This is a genomic window from Pseudomonas sp. DCB_AW, assembly GCF_026240895.1.
Taxonomy (GTDB): Bacteria; Pseudomonadota; Gammaproteobacteria; order Pseudomonadales; family Pseudomonadaceae; genus Aquipseudomonas; species Aquipseudomonas kermanshahensis.
This window is the reverse complement of record NZ_JAPFCE010000053.1, coordinates 19,114-36,650: the sequence shown is the minus strand read 5'-3', so window position 1 is coordinate 36,650 and position 17,537 is coordinate 19,114. Positions and strand designations below refer to the sequence as shown.

Sequence of the window (17,537 nt, the reverse complement as noted above, 5' to 3'; positions counted from 1 at the left end):
GCAAGGATCCAGTGGTAAGACAGCGGTTGGAAAAGCAGGTCACCAGCTACGATAATCAGGGAAATGTGCTGACCCGCCTGGAACCCAACCAGGTGCTTGAAACCAATGTCTGGTACAGCGCCGAGGAACACCGCAGATCTTTGGTGTTTTCACTGGCCTCTTCGCAGCACAAGGCTGCTCAACGTACTGCGCTCGGGCTGAATCAGGCTTCTTCGGGGTAACGGTACTCGAACACCCGCACCACTTCCGAGGCATGCCAGGACGCCGCCTCCATGCCGTCGACCGGCCCGGCAAAACGTCCTAGCCGCTCTACACACTCGAAAAAACCGGTGCGCGGCAGGCGGCTGGCACCCTGGCTGATCACCAGCGAACTGCGTAAAGGCTGTTCGGCGCGGGCGTCGAGCACCGCCAGGTACTCCAGCGCGGCGGTCAGCGTCTGCATGGCCGGGCTGGGCAATTGCAAGCGCTCGATAAGCGCACGGTACGTCAGCAGATGACGTTGACGACGGGCCAGGTCAAGCTCGTCCAGCAGGCTCTGCCAGTGCTGGCGGCTGATCCTGACCTGGCTCATGAGGGTTCGCTCCAACCCGCCACACCCAGGTGCCAGGCCAGGGCGCGGCGGATGGCAGCGTCCGGCTGTCGCTCGCCTGACTCGATCATGGCCAGGTACGCGGGGCTCACACCCACATTGCGCGCCAAAAGCTCAGGGGCGATGCCTTTCGCCTCACGAATCTGTGCCACCTCGCTGAACGCCGGTAAAGGTGCAGCACTGGCAGCATCGCTTTGCACTTCAAAGACACCCGCCTCGACGGGCGGCTGCCCCGCTGCCTTCAGCAGTGCCTGGTATTGCTCCCAGGGAACGACGGCGTACTCGGGCTGACCGTCCCGGCTAATAACCTGAATACCCATTACAACCCCCTTACTTAGGATTACGGCATGTAATCCGTAGGCATAATCCTTATGCCAATTATATTACCAAGTACGGGAGTCTGTGGAGTTCAGGCTGATTTCACTGCGTATTGCGTTCCAGGCGCAAGGCTTCGGGGGTATCCGGCAAGCGTTCCACCACGCGCAAGCGCTCTGGGGCCTGGCTGTCGCGCCAGGCTTTGAAACGCGCCAGCTCATCGGCCACGGTCTTCAACACCCAACCCAGCACGGCGATGTCGTCAAGAAAACCCACGCCCAGCAGCCAGTCGGGGATGGCGTCGATAGGGCTGACGAAGTACAGCAGGCCGGCAACGATGGTCACCAGCGCTTTGGGGCTGATGGCGCGGTACTCGCCGCGCCACCAGGCCAGGCACAGCGACTGCAGCAGCTTTACATCCTCGCGCAGCTGGCCGATCCGCGGGCCTTTGCGGGCCACGGCGAACAGCAAGGCCGGCAACCGCCCGCGGCTGAGCAAGCGCTCGGCCAACGGCAGAAAACGGGCGAAATTCCAGGGTGCGCTCATGGAGCCTCCGAGAGGGACAGGTTATCCACATTTATTGTGGATAACCTTGTGAACAGGGCGAAGTTTCTGACGTCAGGTGCCCACTAGGCAAGGGTCCCGGTCAGATCGGGCGTTTTTTACACAGTCGTTTCAGATTCGCAAACGATTTGCGTCAGAAGCATCCTACTTCATCACGCTGCTATTGCTCGGACAGTATCAGCCGCCAGAGGTTCTTCTCAGCCGATTGCCCCAAACGAAAACGCCCCGTCAAGACGGGGCGTTTTACGCAAACCAGCCAGTGTTACTTGGCAGGCTCTTCTGCTGGCGCTTCTGGCTCGGCACCCTGCAGCTGGGCCAGGTCTTTGATGGCGATCAGTTCAAGGTCGAACACCAGTACCGAGTTGGCAGGGATCAGCGGGCTCGGGCTCTGGGCACCGTAGGCCAGTTCGGCCGGGATGAACAGCTTGTACTTCTCGCCGACGTGCATCAGTTGCAGGCCTTCGACCCAACCTGGGATCACGCCGCTGACAGGCAGGTCGATCGGGCTGCCGCGCTCGACGGAGCTGTCGAACACCTTGCCATCGGTCAGCTTGCCTTCGTAGTGAACAGTCACCACGTCGGTCGGCTTAGGCTGCGGGCCGTCGGCCTTCTTGATCACTTCGTATTGCAGGCCCGAAGCGGTGGTGACAACACCCGGCTTCTTGGCGTTTTCTTCGAGGAACTTCTTGCCGGCGGAGGCGGCTTCTTCGCTGGCCTTGGCCAGACGCTCTTCGGCGCGCTTCTGCAGCGAGGTGAAGGCTTCTACCAGCTCTTCGTCCTTGATGCGCTGCTCTTTCTTGCTGACGGCGTCTTCGATGCCGAGGGCGACCGCTTTCGAATCAAGGTCTTCCATGCCTTCCTGAGCCAGGCTCTTGCCCATGTTCAGGCCGATACCGTAGGAGGCTTTCTGTGCCGGAGTCTTCAGCTCGGGGCTGCTGGCCTGTTGGTCGCAGCCAGCCAATACCAGGCCTACCAGGGCAACCGCAGCCGCCAAACGATGCTGTTTCATGCTATTTCCTTGTTCATGCGCCATAAGGGCAATCAGGGTAAAGCCGCGAGCTTAGCAGGCGGCCATGACCAATGGCTACCGGCATAGGAGCGGGTTTTGCTAAGGAAGTTCAGTACTTAAAGGGTTATTCATCTGACACATTAGAGCCACTGGCCAGTATTGACCCTTTATGCCGAATTCGCCTGGGTTTACGCGCCAAAAATTTCACTTCGTTCTGAGTTGTCAGGGGTATTGCCCCTCACGGTACTGCCCCGCCACCTCACGCAGCACCTCGCACACCCACTGCCCTGGCACGCTCTGCTCCAGCGCCGCGTTGCGGCACAGGCCCACCGACCCGCCCGGCTCGCGCACGCCCAAGTCGAGCTCGACCAGCTCACCACGGCCCAGGTCGATCAGCACCGCATCCCGTGGCGCCACCCACACCGCATCACTGCCCAGCAGGTAGCGGCGGCTCAGGGCCAGCGAGAGGGTTTCCAGGCGTTGCGCGGGCATCTGGATACCGCATTGGACGAACAGGCTGTCGGCGTGCTGGCGAATGGTGGTGCCAGGGGGCGGCAACACCAAGGGGTAACGCCCCACCTGTGCCCGCTCGACAGGCGTGTTGGCCAGCAACGGGTGCTCCGGCCGCACCACCAGGCTCATCGATTCGCTGTACAGGTGCTCGAACGACAGGCCCTGAATTTGTGGGCTGTCGGTCATGCGCCCCACCACCAGCTCCAGCTCACCCAGGCGTAGCTGGCCCAGCAACTGCGCGCTGGCACCGGTCACCACGCTGATCAGCAACGCCTCATGGCGTTGATGCAGGCGGCACAGCACCTCGGGCATCAACAAGCCCTCGACCGTGGACAGCACGCCAATGCGCACCTGCGACGGTGCCCGCGCCTCGCCGCGCAGGCTGCTGACGCCATCGCGCAGCGCCTGCACGCTGGGCCCGGCATACCGCATGAAGCGGGTGCCGGCCGGGGTCAGCTCGACGCCCTGCCGGCTGCGTTCGAACAGGCGTGTTTCCAGCAGCGCTTCGAGTTCCTTGAGGGTCTTGGAAATCGCGGGCTGGCTGATGGCGAGGATGTCTGCGGCCCTGGCCAGGCTGCCCTGCCGGGCAATCTCCAGGAAGCACAGCAGGTGGCGGTACTTGATGCGGGTGTCGAGGTTCATGGCCTCAAGCTTACCGCATGGCTACCTGCGGTGTATCCGGGTCGCGCTGCTGGCGGCGGAACTGCCCCGGCGGCAAGCCATGGATCTGCCGGAAGCGCCGCGAAAAGTACGCTTCATCAGCAAAGCCGCACAGCCGAGCCACCTCACCGACCGGGCGGCTGCCGTTAAGCAGGTAATTGCGCGCGGCGTGCATGCGCCGCTCCAGCACCAATTCGCTGAAGGTCTTGCCGATTTCCTTGCGCAGCCAATGGGTCAGGTAGGTGGGCGACAGGTACGTGGCGGCGGCGACCTTCTGCAGGTTGAGGTCGGGGTCGTCGATGTGCCTGCGCAGGTACTCGCTCATGCGCCCCAACGCGGCGCGCCGGCTGAGTTGCGCGGCATTGCTCTCGGCCAGCTCACGCAGGGGGTCGGCGTACAAGCCGCACACCTGGCCGATCAGTTGCAGCAACAGGCCCTTGAGGATTTCACGGCTGCCGAAGCGGCGGTTGGCATCGAGTTCACGCATCTGCCCGAGAATACGCCGCACCTCGCTGAAATCGGCCTCGGCGAGGTGGAAATCCAGGTGCTCCTGGAAGCGGAACGGTGACAGTTCAGGGGCCTGCAGTATCGACACTTCTTCCAGGTCCATGGGGTCGCAAGGCAGGTGCGGCAGCAGGAATGTCTGGGAAAAGTTGATGACCACGAAATCGCTGTCGTCCGGGTGCGGGATGACATGCACCCGGTGCGGCAGGATGAAGGCCAGGGTGTTGCGTTTGAACGGGCGCTGCACACTGCCGATGTGCTGCACCGTATCGCCGCCAAAATTGACCTGGATCTGAAAATACTCGTGTCGGTGTGGCGCGGTTTCGGCCGGCCGGCCGCGCTGGTCGCGAATGTAGAAATCCATCAGCTCGCTGCGCTGTTGCATGACGTAGGTCGGGACTTCGCGCTTGGGGGGCATGGGGGTCTCCGGTCGGGGGGCTTGGCACTGACGTTGCCTGCCATGCGGGAATTCTGAACGGCAAGCGGCTTGCCTGGCAATGAGTTGTACGACGTCGAAACTCATAATTTTTAAGCCCACTGCAAAAAACGTATCCGGCAAAAATCGACGCAGCCCTTTAAAACCGCCACCCAAAGCAAAAAAAGCAGCCAAAACCCCGCCCGCTGAGTTTTTTGGACAGCGCAGCCCTACCCCGTTCCAAGTGAAAAAAACGGTCTAAAACCGCCGTTGATTTTCCGATGTTGTACGACCACCTTAAAAAAGGGACTGCAGCCCAACCTCTACCAACAACAACAAACGAGGTCGACTCATGTCGAGCACGCCTACTTCCCGCACTGCGGCGCCTGCGTTCGCAGTGGACGCGGTCGCATCGCAACGCCTACCCACCCGCCGTCGCTGGTTCATGCTCTCGCTGCTGCTGCTGGCGACCATCATCAACTACGTCGACCGGGTCAACATCTCCATCGCGGCGCCCTTCATGGCCAAGGACCTGGGCCTGGACAAAGTCGAGATGGGCTTGATCTTCTCCGCGTTCGCCTGGACCTACGCCCTGGCTTTGGTGCCAGCCGGCTTCATTGCCGACCGCTTCGGCTCGCGCCTGACCTACGGCGTCTCGCTGATCAGCTGGTCGGCTGTCACTGTCGCCCAGGGCCTGGCCAGCGGCTTCACCTCGCTGTTCGGCCTGCGCCTGGCCGTCGGTGCCATGGAGGCACCGGCCTTCCCCGCCAACAGCCGCGCTGTCACCGTGTGGTTCCCTGCCCGCGAACGGGGCATGGCCAGCAGCATCTACGTGTGCGGCCAGTACCTGGGCACAGCCTTGTTCACTGGGGCATTGCTGTGGCTGGCGACCACCTATGACTGGCGCCATGTGTTCTACAGCACCGGCCTGATTGGTATCGTGTTTGGCGTGGTGTGGTTGTTCCTGTACCGCGACCCGCTCAACTGCAAGAAGGTCAGCAAGGAAGAACTGGCCTACATCGAGGACGGCGGCGGGCTGGTCAGAAGCAGCCAGGAGCGCACCCGTTTCGACTGGCGCCAGGTCGCCGAACTGTTCCGCTACCGCCAGGTGTGGGCCATCTGCCTGGGCAAGTTCGCCAGCACCTCAGCGCTGTACTTCTTCCTCACCTGGTTCCCCACCTACCTGATCGAAGAGCGCCAGCTGACGCTGATCAAAGTCGGCATCTTCGCGGTGATGCCGTTCATTGGCGCCACGGTCGGCATCTTGCTGGCGGGGATCGTTTCCGACCTGCTGATCCGCCGGGGCTACTCGCTGTCCTTTGCACGCAAGCTGCCGCTGGTGGTCGGGTCGATGCTGGGCATGTCGATCGTGTTGGTCAACTTCACCGACTCCAACGTGCTGTGTATCGCCGTGCTGACGCTGGCGTTCTTTGCCCAGGGCATCGCCTCGTCGTCGTGGGCAGCGGTTTCGGAAGTGGCACCCAAGCAACTGATCGGGCTGACCGGCGGGGTCACCAGCCTGGCCGCGAACATCGGCGGCATCGTCACCCCGATCGTGATTGGCGCGATCGTGCAGGCCAGTGGCTCCTTCGCCCTGGCGTTCTGGTTTATCGGCGGGGTGGCGTTGATGGGCACCCTGTCCTACTCGCTGTTGCTCGGCAAGCTGTACCGGATCGAGCTCAAAACCGCGGCATAAGCAGGCGCGGTGAGTGCCGGAAGCGCCACCGCAGATCCCCCGTTTTTATCCAAACCGTCCCTTTTATCGTCCAACTTTGCCCGCCAGCCGCTGGCTAGGCTGGCCACTCCAGCACAGAGGATTGACCCATGACTTACCTGTTCGACCCGCCAGCCATCGTCAGCCTGCCCATCCAAGGCAGCGACGCGCGCTTCCCGGTTGGCCGCGTGTTCTGCCTGGGCCGCAACTACCCCTGGCCACAGGCCACCGACCCAGCGCCCCGTGAGCCGGTCTTTTTCATGAAGCCGGCCAGCAACGTGGTCGAGGCACAGGGCGAACTGCCCTTCCCGCCGCAGACCGAAGAGTTTTGCCATGAAATCGAGTGGGTGGTGGCGATCAGCAAAGGCGGTGCAGACATCAGCCCGGAGCACGCTCTGGAGCACGTCTATGGCTTTGCCGCTGGCCTGGACCTGACCCTGCGCGATCGCCAGCGCCAGGCCAAAAGCGAAGGGCTGCCCTGGGAGGGCGCCAAGGTATTCGAAGCCTCGGCGCCGATGACTGCCCTGGTGCCGGCCAGCGAACTGGGCTGGCCACTGGACGCTGCGCTGTGGCTGAAGGTCAACGGCGAGGAGCGCCAGCGCGCCCGGCTGAGCCAGCAGACCTGGCCATTGGCCGAGGTCATCAGCCGCCTGTCCCGGCAACTGCCGCTGCGCCCCGGTGACCTGATCATGACCGGCAGCCCGCCTGGCGTGGCCCCGCTCAACCCTGGCGATGTGATCCATGCCGGCATCGACGGCATCGGCGAGTTGCAACTGCGCGTTGGCCCTCGTCCCGCACGCCACACCGCCCACGCCGCCTGAATTTCTGGAGCAAACAGATGAGCCAAACACACAACAAGAAAATCGCCTTGGTCACCGGTGCCGGCAGCGGCATTGGCCGCGCCGTCGCCCTGGGGCTGCTGGCTGATGGCTTCAGCCTGGTCCTCGCCGGCCGGCGTGCCGAACCCTTGCAGGCGTTGGCAGAACAGGCCCGTGCAGCCGGTGGCGAGGCCCTTGCGGTGCCCACCGATGTGCGCGACGAACAGAGCGTCGCCCAGCTGTTCGCCACCATCGAGGAGGTGCATGGCCGCCTCGACCTGATCTTCAATAATGCCGGGGTCAACGCGCCTGCCGTGCCCATCGACGAACTGCCGCTGGAGAACTGGCGCAATGTCATCGCCACCAATGTCGACGGCGTGTTCCTCTGCGCCCGTGCGGCCTTTGGCCTGATGCGCAGGCAGCAGCCGCAGGGCGGGCGAATCGTCAACAACGGTTCGATTTCGGCGCATACCCCACGCCCCTTCACTGCGCCCTACACCGCCAGCAAGCACGCGGTGCTGGGCCTGACCAAAGCCCTGGCCCTGGACGGCCGCCCCTACAACATCGTGTGCAGCCAGGTGGACATCGGCAACGCCCTGACCGAACTGTCCGAACGCATGACCCGCGGTGTGCGCCAGGCCAATGGCGAGATTGCCGCCGAGCCTATGCTCGACGTGCGCCATGTGGCGGATGCCGTGCGCTACATCGCCGCCCTGCCGTTGGACGCCAACGTGCTCAACATGACCGTGATGGCCAGCAACATGCCCTTCGTCGGCCGTGGCTGAAACCTTGCCTTTAAGGAGTGACCGATGAAACCTGAAGTCCTGCAACTGAGCCCGATCCTCATCCCAGAAGTCCGCGAGCGCCTGGAAGCGCTGTTCACCGTGCACCGGTACTACGAGCAAGCCGACAAGGACGCCTATGTCAGCGCGCATGGCAACACCATCCGCGCCGTGGTCACCGGCGGCCATACCGGTATCAGCCAAGCGCTGATGGCGCGCCTGCCCAAGCTGGAAGTGATCGCAGTGAATGGCGTCGGCACCGATGCCATCGACCTGGCCTATGCGCGTGATCGGGGTATCCAGGTGACTGCAACCCTCGGCGCGCTGACCGAGGATGTCGCCGACCTCGCGATCGGCTTGCTGATTGGCGTGTGCCGAGGGCTGTGCAGCGGTGACCGGTTCGTCCGCGCCGGCCACTGGGCCACCAGCGCCACACCGCTGGCGCCACTGCCGTTGGCGCGGCAGGTGTCGGGCATGCGTGTGGGTATCGTCGGCATGGGCCGCGTCGGCCGCGCGGTGGCCCAGCGGGCGGCGGCGTTTGGCTGCCCGATTCGCTACACCGACCTGCAGCCACAGGACGTGCCTTATGGCTTCGAGTCGAACTTGCAGCAATTGGCCAAAGACAGCGATGCGCTGATTCTGGCGGCGGCCGCCGACCAGGGCGAGGCGTTAGTGGGGCGCAAGGTGCTGCAGGCGCTTGGCCCAGACGGCTACCTGATCAATATCGCCCGTGGCAAGTTGGTGGACGAGCCCGCGTTGATCGCGGCACTTGAAGCGGGTGAGATCGCCGGGGCGGCGCTGGATGTGTTTGCCGATGAACCTCGGGTGCCCGAGGCGTTGTTCGAGCGCGAGGATGTGGTGCTGCAGCCGCACCGAGCCAGCGCCACCGTGCAGACCCGCACGCGCATGGGCGAAATGGTGGTGGCAAGCCTGGTGGATGTGTTTGCCGGGCGTACGCCACAGGGGTTGGTTATCTAAGCGGCCTGTACCGGCCCCTTCGCGGTCCGACTTGCCCGCGAAAGGGCCGGTACAGTTGCACGATGCAGATCAGGCTACCGCCACTTCCACAGCCTCCCCGTTCAGCCGCACCGGCCACACCCGCAGCCGCTGCCCGGCATCTTCCAGGCATTCCCCGCTGTGCAGGCTGAAATGCTGTTTGTACAGCGGCGCCGCCACCACCAACTCACCCTGCAAGCTACCCACCAACCCACGGCCAATGATGTTGGCACCCGAGCGCGGGTCGCGGTTGTCCAGCGCATACAGTGGCTGTTCCTGACCCGGCAAGTAGAACAGCGCCACCTGGGCCCCCTCGTGCCACACCACCACGCCGGAATCGGCTACCAGGTCGCGCGCTTGGCAGACTGTCTGCCAGTTCGTCTTGTGGGCTACAGCAGTATTGGTCAGGTTCATCAGACAGCCTCCTCGGCAGTGGGGATCAGGTGCAGCGGTGCCGCTGGGCGGCGCTGATCGCGTTCGCGGACGAAGTGCACGTCCGGGTCGGCGCGGTGGTCGTTGACGAAGGTGCGGAAGCGCTTGAGCTTCTCCGGGTCGTTGAGGGCATTGGCCCATTCGCATTCATAGTGGTCGACCACATGCTGCATCTGCGCCTCAAGCTCGGCGGCCAGGCCCAGGCTGTCGTCGAGGATCACCTGCTTGAGGTAGTCCAGCCCGCCCTCAAGGCTTTCGCGCCAGACCGAGGTGCGCTGCAGTTTGTCGGCAGTGCGGATGTAGAACATCAGCACACGGTCGATCAGGCGCACCAGGGTCTCGTCATCCAGGTCGGTGGCAAACAGCTCGGCGTGGCGCGGGCGCATGCCGCCGTTGCCGCACACGTACAGGTTCCAGCCCTTGTCGGTGGCGATCACGCCGATGTCCTTGCTCTGCGCCTCGGCGCATTCGCGGGTGCAGCCAGACACCGCGAACTTGAGCTTGTGCGGGCTGCGCAGGCCCTTGTAGCGGTCTTCCAGGCGCAGGGCCATGGCGACGCTGTCCTGCACACCGTAACGGCACCAGGTGCTGCCCACGCACGACTTCACCGTGCGGGTCGACTTGCCGTAGGCATGGCCCGTCTCGAAACCGGCTTCGATCAACTCGCCCCAGATCAGCGGCAACTCGTGCAGCTGGGCGCCGAACAGGTCGATGCGTTGGCCACCGGTGATCTTGGTGTAAAGGTCGTACTTTTTTGCCACTTGGCCGATCACGATCAGCTTGTCGGGGGTGATTTCGCCCCCAGGTATGCGCGGCACCACCGAGTAGGTACCGTTTTTCTGCATGTTGGCCATGAAGGTGTCGTTGGTGTCCTGCAGCGGTACCAGCGCCGGGTCCATGATCGGCTGGTTCCAGCACGAGGCGAGGATATTGCCCACCGCCGGCTTGCAGATATCGCAACCGACATGGCCTTTGCCATGGCGCGCGAGCAGGTCATTGAAGGTGCGGATGCCGCCAACCCGCACCAGCCCGTAAAGCTCCTGACGGGTGTAGGCAAAGTGTTCGCACAGGCTTTTGTCGACGGTCACGCCGCGAGCGGTCAGTTCGTGCTCGAACACCTGCTTGAGCAGGGCCGCGCAGCCGCCGCAACCGCTGGCCGCTTTGGTGCAGCCCTTGACCGCAGCGAGGTCGCTGCAGCCGCTGTCGATAGCGGCGCAGACTGCGCCCTTGCTGACGTTGTGGCACGAGCAGATGGTCGCGCTGTCGGGCAGCGCATCGGCGCCCAAGGCCGGCGCGCCGCCTGTTTGCGGCAAAATCAGGGCGGCCGGGTCGGCAGGCAGGGCGATGCCGTTTTGCGCGTACTGCAGCAGAGTGTCGTAGTAGCTGTTGTCACCGACCAGCACCGCGCCGAGCACATGCTTGCCACTGGCATCCACCACCAGCCGGCGATAGGCCGCATTGGCTTCGTCGATGAAGCGGTAGCTGCGTGAGCCCGGCGTAGCGCCATGGGCATCGCCGATCGAGCCGACATCCACGCCCAGCAGCTTGAGCTTGGTCGACATGTCGGCGCCGGTGAACGGCACCGCGTCATCGCCCACCAGCAGCGCCGCCAGGTTGCGCGCCATGCTGTAGCCCGGCGCGACCAAGCCGAACACGCTGCCATTCCATGAAGCGCACTCGCCGATGGCGAAGATGCGGGCGTCATGGGTGCGGCAGTGATTGTCGATCACCACCCCGCCACGGGCGGCAATCTCCAGCCCGCACGCGCGCCCTAGGGCATCCTGCGGGCGGATACCGGCAGAGAACACGATCAGGTCGGTTTCCAGGTGCTCGCCGCCGTCGAAGTTCATGCGGTAGCGATACGCCTCACCGGCGCTGATCGACTGGGTGGCGCGGGACAGGTGCACGCCCACGCCCAATGCCTCGATCTGCGCCTTGAGCGCCGCGCCGCCCTCGCCGTCCAACTGCACCGGCATCAGCCGAGGGGCGAACTCCACCACATGGGCTTCCAGGCCGAGCGACTTCAGCGCATTGGCTGCTTCAAGGCCCAACAAGCCCCCGCCGACCACCACGCCTCGGCGGGCACCCTGGGCGGCGGCGCGGATGGCGTCGAGGTCGTCGAGGGTGCGGTAGACCAGGCGGGCATTGCCGCTGGAGCCTTCGATCGGGGGTACGAAGGGGTATGAGCCGGTGGCCAGGATCAACTGGTCGTAGCCATAGCGGCCTTCGGCGGTGACCACTTCGCAGCGCGCGCGGTCGATCTCCAGCACAGGCTCGCCCAGGTGCAGGTGCACGCCTTGGCGGGTATAGAAGCCTTGCTCGCACAGGGCCAGGGTTTCGGCACAGCTGCCGCCGAAGTACTCGGACAGGTGCACACGGTCGTAGGCACGTTGGCGTTCTTCGCCGAACACCCGCACCTCGAACCGCTCCAAGGCGCCCCGCTCGATCAGTTGCTCGACGCAGTGGTGGCCGACCATGCCGTTGCCGACAATGACCAGTTTCTCGCGTTGTTCGCCGTTCGCTGTTGCCTTCATAGCCGATCCTCGATCAAAAAAAAACGCCTGGAGCCGAAGCTCCAGGCGCCTTTGCCTGTACTCATCAGGGTGTGCCCCTGGTTGATCGCCGTTGATCAGTGGGGCGTGTTGTGAAGCTGATAAAGCAGGGAGTGTGCCAAATACTGCCTTTTGGGCCTCTTCGCAGCACAAGGCTGCTCCTACAGGGAGTGTGCAGAACCGGTAGGAGCAGCCTTGTGCTGCGAAGAGGCCCCAACAGGCACCCCAAACCGCACAGCCAAGGTGCACCCCACCCCATCCCGGTGCACTCAATACACATCGCGCCGATAGTGCTTGGCCTTGCTCAATGCCTCTACATACGCATCCGCCGCAGCCTCGCTCATACCGCCATGCTGCGCGACGATCGCGCGCAAGGCGCTGTCCACATCCTTGGCCATGCGCTGGGCATCGCCGCACACATAGAAGCACGCGCCCGCCTCCAGCCACCGCCAGAGGTCAGCGCCCTGCTCGTGCATGCGCTGCTGCACATAGATTTTCTCGGGCTGGTCGCGCGAGAAAGCGGTATCCAGGCGCACATGGCCGGTCGCCTGCCAAGCTTGCAACTGCGCTTGGTAATAGAAATCGCTGGCAGCAGACTGCTCACCGAAGAACAGCCAGTTCTGCCCACTGGCCCCACGCGCTTCGCGTTCTTCCAGAAACGCCCGAAACGGCGCGATACCCGTGCCTGGGCCGACCATGATCACCGGCACATTGTCGTCCTCAGGCAGGCGAAAATGCTTCGATGCCTGCGGGAAGATCGCCACCTTGATGCCTTGCGCACGGTCGGCCAGAAAGGTCGAGCAGGCCCCTTTGCGCTGCCCGTAACGCACCGTCGAGACCGTCAGGTGAACTTGGCCGGGGTGCGCCAACGGGCTGGAACTGATCGAGTACAAGCGCGGCTGCAACGGCTTGAGCAGGTCAAGCCAGGTGGCCAATGGCAGGTCTTGCGGGAACTCGCGCAGTACGTCCGCCAACTGTCGCCCCCACAACCAGCTCTGCAGCTCGGCCTTGTGCTCAGGCTGAAGCAGCCGGCGCAGGTCCGCCGCCGTCTGGCTGAACACCTGCAACTGCGCAGGGGTGACCTTGGCGATTTCCAGGTGGGCTTGCATGGCAACGGCCAACGGCAGCGCAGGCTGGCCTTTGATCTCAACCAGAGCCTGGCCATCGAGGCGCATCAGTGCCAGCAACTCCTCGACCAACGCCGGGCAATTGCGCGGCCATACGCCCAAGGCATCGCCCGGCTGGTAGGTTAACGTGCTGCCCGACAGGTCGAACACCAGTTGGCGCGTCTCCTTGCTGGCACCTGGGGCGTTAAGCACGCGGTTTTCCAGCAAGGTGGCCGACCAGGGTTGCTGCTTGCTGTAGCCCTCCACGGGCGCGGGTTCGCTGCTCGCCTGGGGCGCGGCGGCGCTGCCCAACTGTGATGACAAGGCGTCGAGCCAGGTGGCGAATGCCTCATCGAAGTCCGGCTCGCAGTCCACCCGTGGCAACAACCGCCGCCCGCCCAGCTCGGCCAGGCGCTGATCGAGCTTGCGGCCAAACCCGCAAAACTGGTCGTAACTGGAGTCACCCAAGGCCAACACGGCGTAAGGCACGTCGGCACAATGGGCGCCCTCCTCGCTTTGCAGGGCTTGCCAGAACGCCGTCGCACTGTCGGGCGCATCGCCATCGCCGAAGGTACTGGCGATCAGTACGACACTGGCCGCGCCGTGCAGCTGCTGCGGGCTGACCGCTGCCATGCAACTGAGCTGCACGGCGAGGCCGGCGCCACGCAGGCGTTCGGCACAGCGTTCGGCCAGTGCCTCACCGTTACCGGTTTGCGAAGCCCACAGCACCTGATGCTGGGGCGCCGCAAGCGCCGGGCTGGGCAGTATCGAAGGCTGGGCGAACAACCCCGCCAATAGCCCATCGACGAACAGCCGCCGGCTTGTGGCCAGCGGCGCAGTGGCCGGCAGGCTGGGCACCCCCTCAGCGCGGGCCTGGTCCAGGCCGAGCAAAAAGCCCTGCAAGTAATGACGCTCCTCCTCGGCCAGCACCGGGGCTGGCAGGGTGTCCAGGCCAAGCAGACGGGACAGGGTGGCGGTCGGCATGCGGGCAGGCTCCGGGATGGCAGTGGCGGCGCTCAGGTCAACGGCGTCGATACGTTCGCCGGCAACCCGCTGCAGGGCCACGGCGCAGTGTTTGAAGGCCGGCTGCAGCGACAGCGGGTCGACGGCATCGCAGGTCACGGCATTGATCGCCAGCTGCTCGCCCATCACATCGTTCCAGTGGAAGGGGGCGAAACAGTTGCCCGGCATGACCCGATCACTGACCCGTGCCGGCAACAGCGCCTGCCCCCGCCGCGAGCGGATGGCCACCTGGTCCTTGTCGCGAATAGCCAGGCGCGCGGCATCGTCAGGGTGCAGCTCGACAAAGGGGCCGGGCTCGAGTTTGTTCAGCGCAGGCACCTTGCCGGTCTTGGTCAGGGTGTGCCATTGGTGCTGCACGCGGCCGGTGTTGAGCACCATTGGGTAGTCCGCGTCGGGCAGCTCGGGCGCAGGCAGCCAAGGGCGGGCGAAGAAGCGCGCTTTGCCACTGGCCGTCGGAAACGCCAGCGCCGGGCGCTTGCCCTCGGCGTCGAGCAACAGTGGCTGGCTGCTGCCGTCGTTCTGGTAACGCAGCGGGCTGCGCGGGGCCTCATGCCCTGGCGCGCAGGGCCACTGGCGCGGCTGCGTGCGCAGGTCGGTGTAGCCGATACCGCGCAGGTCGTAGCCGGTTGCCGGGTTGTGGAAACGGCGAATTTCTTCGTACACCGCTTCGGCATCGGGGTAGTCGAAGGCTTCGGCATAGCCCATGGCGCAGGCGATGCGGGCGATGATCTGCCAGTCCGGCAGGCTTTGGCCTGGGGGTGCCACGGCGCGGGGCATCAAGGTCAGGTTGCGTTCACTGTTGATCATCACGCCCTCGCCTTCGGCCCACAGCGCGGCCGGCAACAGGATGTCGGCGTAGCGGTTGGTCTCGGTGTCGAGAAACGCATCCTGGGTGATCACCAGTTCAGCCTGGCGCAGGCCGTCGATCACTTGCTGGCGGTTGGCGACGCTGGCCACCGGGTTGCTGCAGATGATCCAGCACGCCTTTACCTCGCCGCGCTTCATCTGCTCGAACAGCGCCACGGTGCCCTCGCCGCCTTCGCTGCGCAGGCTGCCTGGGGCCAGCTGCCACTGGTTTTCGACGAAGGCGCGGTCGGCCGCCACCAACGCCGATCGCTGCCCCGGCAGGCCCGGCCCCATGTAGCCCATCTCGCGGCCGCCCATGGCATTCGGTTGCCCGGTGAGGGAGAACGGCCCGCTGCCAGGGCGGCAAATGGCGCCGGTGGCCAGGTGCAGGTTGCAGATCGCGTTGCTGTGCCAGGTGCCATGGATGCTCTGGTTAAGGCCCATGGTCCAGCAGCTCATCCAGTCCTTGGCACCGCCGAGCCATTCGGCGGCGGTGCGGATGTCGGCTTCGCTCAGGCCGGTGATGGCGGCGACGCGGGCGGGGCTGTAGTCCTCCAGGAATGCAGGCAGGTCTTCCCAGCCCTCGGTGTGACGGGCGATGAAGTCAGCGTTTGTGTGGCCGTTCTGGTGCAGCAGGTGCAGCAAGCCATTGAGCAGGGCCATGTCGGTGCCCGGGCGTACCTGCAAGAACAGGTCGGCCTTGTCTGCGGTGGCCGTGCGCCGGGGGTCGACGACGATCAGCCTGGCGCCGGCTTTCAGCCGGTCGAGCAGGCGCAGGAACAGGATCGGGTGACAGTCGGCCATGTTGGCGCCGATCACCAGAAACACCTCCGCGTGCTCGAAGTCCTGGTAGCTGCCGGGCGGGCCATCGGCGCCCAATGACAGCTTGTAGCCGCTGCCAGCGCTGGCCATGCACAGCCGTGAATTGGACTCGATATGGCGGGTGCGGATAAAACCCTTGGCCAGTTTGTTGGCCAGGTACTGCGCCTCTAGCGACATCTGCCCCGACACATACAAGGCCACGGCATCGGGGCCGTGCTGGTCGATAATGCCGCGCAGGCGCTCGGCGGCCTGGGCAATGGCCTGGTCCAGGCCTGTGCGCGCCGGTTGCTGGCTGCGCTGCTGGCGCAGGTAGGCGTCTTCCATGCGCCCGGCCGCGCTCAGCGGTACGTGCGCGGTCAGGCCCTTGGTGCACAGGCGGCCAAAATTGCTGGGGTGCTGCTTGTCGCCGCTGATCTTGCTGACTTTGCCATCGGCCACGCTCATGACAATGCCGCAGCCGACGCCGCAATACGGGCAGACACTGCGTACTTCGCTGCTGCTCATGGGCCGGTCTCCTGGTAAAAACACAAAAGGCGCCGGCTGCCCCGGCTTGCATGGCAAGCGGGGCAACACGGCGCCTTTGTCGTGAAAATGTGCGGGCAATCGGCATTGATCGCCCTGGGTAGAGGCAAGCCAGCAATTACCGGGCCAGCTGTACTGGCCTCATCGCGGGCAAGCCCGCTCCTACAGGGCCTGCGCTATCAGGGCCGGTTTGGCGCACCATGCGGTGGCATCTCGCAGGCTCGCAGCGCTATGCTGGGGCACATTTCAGCCAGAGTTACTGCCCTCCCCCCATGTCCCAGGTGATCCTCAAAACCCCCGCCCAACTCGACGTCATGCGCAACGCCGGCCAGCTACTGGCCCAGGTATTTGCAGAGCTCGACCGTTTCATACACCCTGGCGTAACCACGATGCAGATCAACGACCTTGCCGAGGCGTTCATCGTCGACAGCCTGAAGGCACGCCCGGCGAGCAAGGGCCAGTATGGGTTCCCCTACGCGCTTAATACGTCAGTGGACCATGTGGTCTGCCACGGCATGCCAAAGGCTGATGAAGTGCTGAAGGAAGGGTCGATCATCAATGTCGACATCACCCTCGAACAAGGCGGCTATATCGCCGATTCGTCGAAGATGTATTGCCTTGGCGTGATCAGCGATGAGGCCCGGCGGTTGGTCGACACCACCTATGACGCGCTATGGAAAGGCATCGAGCAAGTGCGCCCGGGGGCGACGCTGGGTGACATAGGCCATGCTATCCAGGCCCATGCCGAAGCAGCGGGCTACAGCGTGGTGCGCGAATATTGTGGGCATGGCATTGGCCAGCAGATGCATGAAAAGCCGGAGGTGCTGCATTACGGGCAGCGCGGCATGGGCATGACGCTCAAGCCTGGCATGGTGTTTACCATCGAGCCGATGATCAACCAGGGCGGGCGTGGGACACGGACGTTGAAGGACGGGTGGACGGTGATCACCCGCGACCATACGCTTTCTGCGCAGTGGGAACATACCGTGGCGGTGACTGAGGCGGGGGTTGAGGTGCTGACGTTGCGGGAGGAAGAACGCAAGCGTTGATACCGCAGCGCGGCACAGACCCTGTGGGAGCGGGTTCACCCGCGAACACCGGCGAAGCCGGTGCCATACACCGCGTCGCCTTCTTCGCGGGTAAACCCGCTCCCACAGGCCCCTGCTAACTGAATACGATAGGCTTGGCGCAGCAAAATTCAGCACAAACAAAAAAAGCGACCCTAAGGTCGCTTTTTCTGTAACTTCCGGGTGTTCAGTGGGCCCTGGAAGTTGAATATGGCGCAGCGGACGGGACTCGAACCCGCGACCCCCGGCGTGACAGGCCGGTATTCTAACCGACTGAACTACCGCTGC

General features: G+C 64.3%; 15 protein-coding genes and 1 tRNA gene. 6 read left to right on the top strand and 10 right to left on the bottom strand.

What is annotated here, in order from left to right; all coding sequences use genetic code 11:
* A partial coding sequence (locus OO306_RS21810) for a hypothetical protein (RefSeq protein WP_265969895.1) occupies positions 1-221 on the top strand: 221 nt, incomplete at its 5' end.
* Here the strand turns inward: OO306_RS21810 and OO306_RS21805 are convergent.
* The 6 genes from OO306_RS21805 to OO306_RS21780 form a co-directional block, all read right to left on the bottom strand.
* The gene (locus OO306_RS21805) at positions 203-571 is read right to left on the bottom strand and encodes a hypothetical protein (RefSeq protein WP_027595903.1); all 369 of its coding nucleotides are present in this window, start codon (positions 569-571) and stop codon (positions 203-205) included. The two genes, OO306_RS21810 and OO306_RS21805, sit on opposite strands and share 19 nt — an antisense overlap.
* Positions 568-909: a helix-turn-helix transcriptional regulator gene (locus OO306_RS21800; protein WP_265969894.1), complete on the bottom strand. Its 342-nt coding sequence runs from the start codon at positions 907-909 to the stop codon at positions 568-570. Before OO306_RS21800 ends, OO306_RS21805 begins: the two co-directional genes overlap by 4 nt.
* A gap of 100 nt (positions 910-1,009) precedes the next feature.
* Positions 1,010-1,450 (bottom strand): YkvA family protein, encoded by a 441-nt coding sequence (locus tag OO306_RS21795; protein ID WP_027595901.1) that lies wholly within the window; start codon positions 1,448-1,450, stop codon positions 1,010-1,012.
* Positions 1,451-1,730: 280 nt separating this feature from the next.
* Complete coding sequence (locus tag OO306_RS21790) at positions 1,731-2,477, bottom strand: FKBP-type peptidyl-prolyl cis-trans isomerase (protein WP_265969893.1); 747 nt, start codon at positions 2,475-2,477, stop codon at positions 1,731-1,733.
* A gap of 222 nt (positions 2,478-2,699) precedes the next feature.
* Positions 2,700-3,632: a pca operon transcription factor PcaQ gene (gene pcaQ / locus OO306_RS21785; protein WP_265969892.1), complete on the bottom strand. Its 933-nt coding sequence runs from the start codon at positions 3,630-3,632 to the stop codon at positions 2,700-2,702.
* 10 nt (positions 3,633-3,642) lie between these two features.
* On the bottom strand, positions 3,643-4,572 hold the full coding sequence (locus tag OO306_RS21780) for an AraC family transcriptional regulator (RefSeq protein ID WP_027595898.1): 930 nt from the start codon (positions 4,570-4,572) through the stop codon (positions 3,643-3,645).
* Between the two features lie 349 nt (positions 4,573-4,921).
* Here OO306_RS21780 and OO306_RS21775 point away from each other — a divergent pair, with 349 nt between their 5' ends.
* The 4 genes from OO306_RS21775 (at position 4,922) to OO306_RS21760 (ending at position 8,861) form a co-directional block, all read left to right on the top strand.
* Positions 4,922-6,265 carry an MFS transporter gene (locus OO306_RS21775; protein ID WP_027595897.1) on the top strand — a complete coding sequence of 448 codons (1,344 nt, stop codon included), beginning with the start codon at positions 4,922-4,924 and terminating at the stop codon, positions 6,263-6,265.
* Positions 6,266-6,393: 128 nt separating this feature from the next.
* A complete protein-coding gene (locus tag OO306_RS21770) occupies positions 6,394-7,104 on the top strand; it encodes a fumarylacetoacetate hydrolase family protein (protein ID WP_085272780.1) in 711 nt (236 codons plus the stop codon).
* A gap of 17 nt (positions 7,105-7,121) precedes the next feature.
* On the top strand, positions 7,122-7,886 hold the full coding sequence (locus OO306_RS21765; RefSeq protein WP_085272779.1) for an SDR family oxidoreductase: 765 nt from the start codon (positions 7,122-7,124) through the stop codon (positions 7,884-7,886).
* A 24-nt stretch (positions 7,887-7,910) separates the two neighbouring features.
* Positions 7,911-8,861, top strand: coding sequence for a 2-hydroxyacid dehydrogenase (locus OO306_RS21760; protein WP_186676169.1), 951 nt, complete (start codon positions 7,911-7,913; stop codon positions 8,859-8,861).
* A gap of 69 nt (positions 8,862-8,930) precedes the next feature.
* On the opposite strand, the gene nirD is transcribed toward OO306_RS21760, so the two are convergent.
* The 3 genes from nirD to OO306_RS21745 form a co-directional block, all read right to left on the bottom strand.
* A complete protein-coding gene (nirD, locus tag OO306_RS21755) occupies positions 8,931-9,293 on the bottom strand; it encodes a nitrite reductase small subunit NirD (protein WP_265969891.1) in 363 nt (120 codons plus the stop codon).
* Entirely contained in the window at positions 9,293-11,845 is a 2,553-nt protein-coding gene (gene nirB, locus OO306_RS21750; protein ID WP_265969890.1) for a nitrite reductase large subunit NirB, read from the bottom strand. The genes nirD and nirB overlap by 1 nt, the downstream gene beginning before the upstream one ends.
* Before the next feature lie 287 nt (positions 11,846-12,132).
* Positions 12,133-16,164: a bifunctional nitrate reductase/sulfite reductase flavoprotein subunit alpha gene (locus OO306_RS21745; protein ID WP_265969889.1), complete on the bottom strand. Its 4,032-nt coding sequence runs from the start codon at positions 16,162-16,164 to the stop codon at positions 12,133-12,135.
* Positions 16,165-16,454: 290 nt separating this feature from the next.
* Between OO306_RS21745 and map the strand changes: the two genes are divergently transcribed.
* Positions 16,455-17,231, top strand: a complete 777-nt coding sequence (gene map, locus OO306_RS21740; RefSeq protein WP_265969888.1) for a type I methionyl aminopeptidase — start codon at positions 16,455-16,457, stop codon at positions 17,229-17,231.
* A gap of 229 nt (positions 17,232-17,460) precedes the next feature.
* Here the strand turns inward: map and OO306_RS21735 are convergent.
* Positions 17,461-17,537, bottom strand: a tRNA-Asp gene (locus OO306_RS21735).

What these genes read in the sequence shown, in the direction of transcription:
- OO306_RS21765 (WP_085272779.1), top strand. Translation starts at nt 7,122, where the DNA reads ATGAGCCAAACACACAACAAGAAAATCGCCTTGGTCACCGGTGCCGGC.
- OO306_RS21805 (WP_027595903.1), bottom strand. Translation starts at nt 571, where the DNA reads ATGAGCCAGGTCAGGATCAGCCGCCAGCACTGGCAGAGCCTGCTGGAC.
- OO306_RS21790 (WP_265969893.1), bottom strand. Translation starts at nt 2,477, where the DNA reads ATGAAACAGCATCGTTTGGCGGCTGCGGTTGCCCTGGTAGGCCTGGTA.
- OO306_RS21780 (WP_027595898.1), bottom strand. Translation starts at nt 4,572, where the DNA reads ATGCCCCCCAAGCGCGAAGTCCCGACCTACGTCATGCAACAGCGCAGC.
- OO306_RS21770 (WP_085272780.1), top strand. Translation starts at nt 6,394, where the DNA reads ATGACTTACCTGTTCGACCCGCCAGCCATCGTCAGCCTGCCCATCCAA.
- OO306_RS21745 (WP_265969889.1), bottom strand. Translation starts at nt 16,164, where the DNA reads ATGAGCAGCAGCGAAGTACGCAGTGTCTGCCCGTATTGCGGCGTCGGC.
- pcaQ (WP_265969892.1), bottom strand. Translation starts at nt 3,632, where the DNA reads ATGAACCTCGACACCCGCATCAAGTACCGCCACCTGCTGTGCTTCCTG.
- OO306_RS21795 (WP_027595901.1), bottom strand. Translation starts at nt 1,450, where the DNA reads ATGAGCGCACCCTGGAATTTCGCCCGTTTTCTGCCGTTGGCCGAGCGC.
- nirD (WP_265969891.1), bottom strand. Translation starts at nt 9,293, where the DNA reads ATGAACCTGACCAATACTGCTGTAGCCCACAAGACGAACTGGCAGACA.
- OO306_RS21760 (WP_186676169.1), top strand. Translation starts at nt 7,911, where the DNA reads ATGAAACCTGAAGTCCTGCAACTGAGCCCGATCCTCATCCCAGAAGTC.
- nirB (WP_265969890.1), bottom strand. Translation starts at nt 11,845, where the DNA reads ATGAAGGCAACAGCGAACGGCGAACAACGCGAGAAACTGGTCATTGTC.
- OO306_RS21800 (WP_265969894.1), bottom strand. Translation starts at nt 909, where the DNA reads ATGGGTATTCAGGTTATTAGCCGGGACGGTCAGCCCGAGTACGCCGTC.
- map (WP_265969888.1), top strand. Translation starts at nt 16,455, where the DNA reads ATGTCCCAGGTGATCCTCAAAACCCCCGCCCAACTCGACGTCATGCGC.
- OO306_RS21775 (WP_027595897.1), top strand. Translation starts at nt 4,922, where the DNA reads ATGTCGAGCACGCCTACTTCCCGCACTGCGGCGCCTGCGTTCGCAGTG.